The organism is Brevibacterium mcbrellneri ATCC 49030, from assembly GCF_000178455.1.
Lineage (GTDB): Bacteria > Actinomycetota > Actinomycetes > Actinomycetales > Brevibacteriaceae > Brevibacterium > Brevibacterium mcbrellneri.
Genome location: NZ_ADNU01000038.1, coordinates 1 through 3,339 on the forward strand (window position 1 = coordinate 1; position 3,339 = coordinate 3,339).

General features: G+C 69.1%; 2 protein-coding genes and 1 pseudogene. All 3 read left to right on the plus strand.

Annotated features, from left to right (window positions below):
- A partial coding sequence (locus HMPREF0183_RS12815; RefSeq protein ID WP_005884098.1) for a helix-turn-helix domain-containing protein occupies nucleotides 1-137 on the plus strand: 137 nt, incomplete at its 5' end.
- Between the two features lie 217 nt (nucleotides 138-354).
- Nucleotides 355-1,353: pseudogene (gene mobF / locus HMPREF0183_RS13265) on the plus strand (MobF family relaxase); the annotation flags it as partial.
- A 520-nt stretch (nucleotides 1,354-1,873) separates the two neighbouring features.
- A partial coding sequence (locus tag HMPREF0183_RS13270; protein WP_245527126.1) for an ATP-dependent DNA helicase occupies nucleotides 1,874-3,339 on the plus strand: 1,466 nt, incomplete at its 3' end.

Below are 3,339 nucleotides of genomic sequence, written 5' to 3' on the forward strand. Positions count from 1 at the left end.
TGGAAACCAGTGACGCCACCCTCACCCGCATCGCAACCGCCTGCGGATTCGACACCGTCGACACCCCCACCCGCGCCTTCCGCCGAGCCCTCAACGTCACCCCGGCCGAATACCGCGCCCGCTTCCGCATCCACTGACCAACCCGATCCAGCCTCTCGTCGGCGCTCGCACCGTCCGATGCCCAGGGCGCCGCACTTCCTAATACGCCACACACTGTTGGCACCTCGGGTGCTGGGGTGCGCTGGCGCGCACCTGACCGCCAAGGCGGTCCACCATCGCGACCGCCTCGAGAGGCGGTGCGTGATGGTCATGACCATCCGGGTGATATCGTCGAGGCGCGGCTACGAGTACCTGATGAAGTCCGTGGCCACCGGCGACACCGCGCGCGAGTCCGGTACGCCGCTGACCCGCTACTACACCGAGACCGGCTGCCCACCGGGCACCTGGCTCGGCTCCGGCCTGGACAGCCTCGACACCGGCCACGGTCCCGCCCTCGCCGACGGCGACACGGTCACCGAGGAGCAGCTGGAGAAGCTGCTCGGGCAGGGCGTGCACCCGCTGACCGGCGCGAAGCTCGGCTCCCGCTTCCCGCGCTTGCGGTCGCCGGCCGAACGGATCGCTGCCCGCATCGACCAGCTCGACCCCGCACTGGATGCAACACGGCGGCAGAACGCGATCGATGAGATCCGGGCCGAGGAGATTGCGCTCAAGCCGAAGACTGCTGTTGTGGGGTTCGATCTCACGTTCTCGCCCATGAAGTCGCTCAGCGCCCTGTGGGGTGTTGCAGACGCAGCGACACAGGAGCTGATCGTGCAAGCCCATCACGCGGCGATGCGCGACACGCTCGCGCTCCTGGAGCAGAGGGTGTCTGCAACCCGGGTGGGCAAGGGCGGTATCGCGCGCATGCCGATCACCGGAGTGATCGCGACCGCGTTCGATCACTACGACAGCCGCGCCGGGGACCCGCAGCTGCACACGCATCTGGTCGTGTCGAACAAGGTCCAAGGTGTTGACGGCCGGTGGCGGACGCTGGACTCGCGGACCCTGCACCGGGCCACGGTCGCCCTGTCCGCGTCCTATAACGCGTTCCTCACCGACCACACCGCGGCCCTGGTGGGGGTGAACTGGGTGGAGGTCTACCGCGGGAAAGACCGGAATGTCGGATGGGAGATCGACGGCGTGCCCGCCGGGCTGATCGCGGAGTTCTCCCGCCGCACCACCGGCGGGGCCGGGGAAGGGATCGCGACCGCGACACAGTGGCTGATCGAGGAGTACGTGGCCAAGCACGGGCACGCGCCGTCGAAGACGACGATCACGCGACTGCGCCAGCAGGCAACCCTGGAGACCCGCCCGGAGAAGGAGTTGCACTCGTTCGCCGAGCTCACCGCCGACTGGCGGAACCGCGCCACCACCCTGCTCGGCGAGAATGCAACAACCTGGGCACGCAAGCTGCGTGCACGCGGTCTCGCCGAGGCCCCGTTGCAGGCGAGCGACCTGACACCGAAGCAGCTGGGCGAGATTACGGACGTGGTCATGCGCGAGGTTGCCGACCGGCGGGCGACGTGGACGCGCTGGCATGTGCACGCCGAAGCGATGCGGCAACTCATGCCCTTGCGCTTCACCACCACCGCCGAGCGCACCAGAGTGCTCAACCAGATCGTCGAGCACGCCGAGGCCGCGTCGGTGCGGCTGACCCCGGCCTATGGCCGCGCCGTACCGGAGGAGTACGTGCAGACGGATGGGTCGAACCGGTTCCAGGGCGTCGATCAGGTGATGATGACCAGTCAGGACATCCTCGACGCCGAGGCCCGCCTCCTCACCCACGGGCGCGCAAAGAACGGCCCGCGCCTGCCGGACCGGCTAGTGAAACGGCATGTCGCCCGGAAGGTCCAGGGCGTACGCCTCGCTGCGGATCAGGCGGGGGGTGATCACCGCGATCGCGACGTCCGGGCGCAGCCTCGATGTGCTCGTCGGGCCGGCCGGTGCCGGGAAGACTGTGGCGCTGCGTGGCCTGCACCGGGCCTGGACCGCCCGTCACGGGAAGGACTCGGTGATCGGTCTCGCGCCGTCAGCGACCGCGGCCGAAGTCCTCGGAGAATCGATCGGGATACAGGCGGAGAACGTGCCGAAGTTCCTCTACGAACACGACAAAGGCCGATGGGACCTGCGGGCCGGGCAGTTGGTGATCGTCGACGAGGCCCCCCTCGCTGGCACCCTGACCCTCGACCGCCTCGCCACGCATGCCGCTGAGGTCGGAGCGAAGATCGTGCTGGTCGGCGATTGGGCACAGCTGTCCTCGGTGGAAACGGGCGGGGCGTTCGGGATGCTCGTGCGCGCCCCCCGGCGTGCCCCGGAGCTGCACACCGTGCGCCGGTTCGTCCACGAGTGGGAGAAGGCCGCCTCTCGGGACCTCCGGCACGGCAAATACGCGGTACTCGACACCTACGAGGACGAGCGTCGGCTGCATGACGGGGATCTCGAGGCGATGCTCGATGCCGTCTACACCGCCTGGCAGCACGACCGCGAACAGGGAGTGTCCACGCTCATGCTCGCCGGGAACGCGGAGATGGTCGCCGAGCTCAACCAGCGTGCCCACGCCGACCTCATCGCCGCAGGCCTCGTGCACGAGACTGGGGCGGCGTTGCACGACGGCACCACGGCCGGAGTCGGTGACCTCGTCGTCACCCGCCGCAACGAACGCCGCCTCGCAACCGGGAAGTCGTGGGTGAAGAACGGAGACCGCTGGCACGTCACCGCTCACCGGAAGGACGGGGCGCTGGTGGTGCGACGGCTCGGCGAAGGTGATACTCCGCGCGGGCGACGGCTCGTGCTGCCCGCGAAGTATGTGCGGGAGCATCTCGAGCTCGGCTACGCGTCCACGGTCCATCGCGTTCAGGGCTCGACCGTTGACACCGCGCACACCCTCGTCGACCCCGACACCGCCTCCCGCGAACTGCTCTACGTCGGACTGACCCGCGGCATGCACGAGAACCACGCCTACATCATCCAGCCCGACCCGCACGAGGTCGAACCCCACCTCGACCCGCCCGAGGAACTCACCCGCGTCGAGCAGCTCGCACGGGTACTCGCCCGCAGCGACGCCGACCTCTCGGCCACCGAGACCCGTCAGGTCGAGGCCGACAAGCACGCCTCCATCGCCACACTGCTGGACGAGTACGACCTCCTCGCCCGCGAAGCCCAGACCGAACGGTGGGAAGCCCTCCTCGACATCGCACCCTTCGCCACCGGCGAGATCGCCGATGAGGTCTTCACCAGCCCGTACTACGAGTACCTCGAAGCCGCCCTCGCCCGGCACGAGGCCACCGGCCACGACGTCAC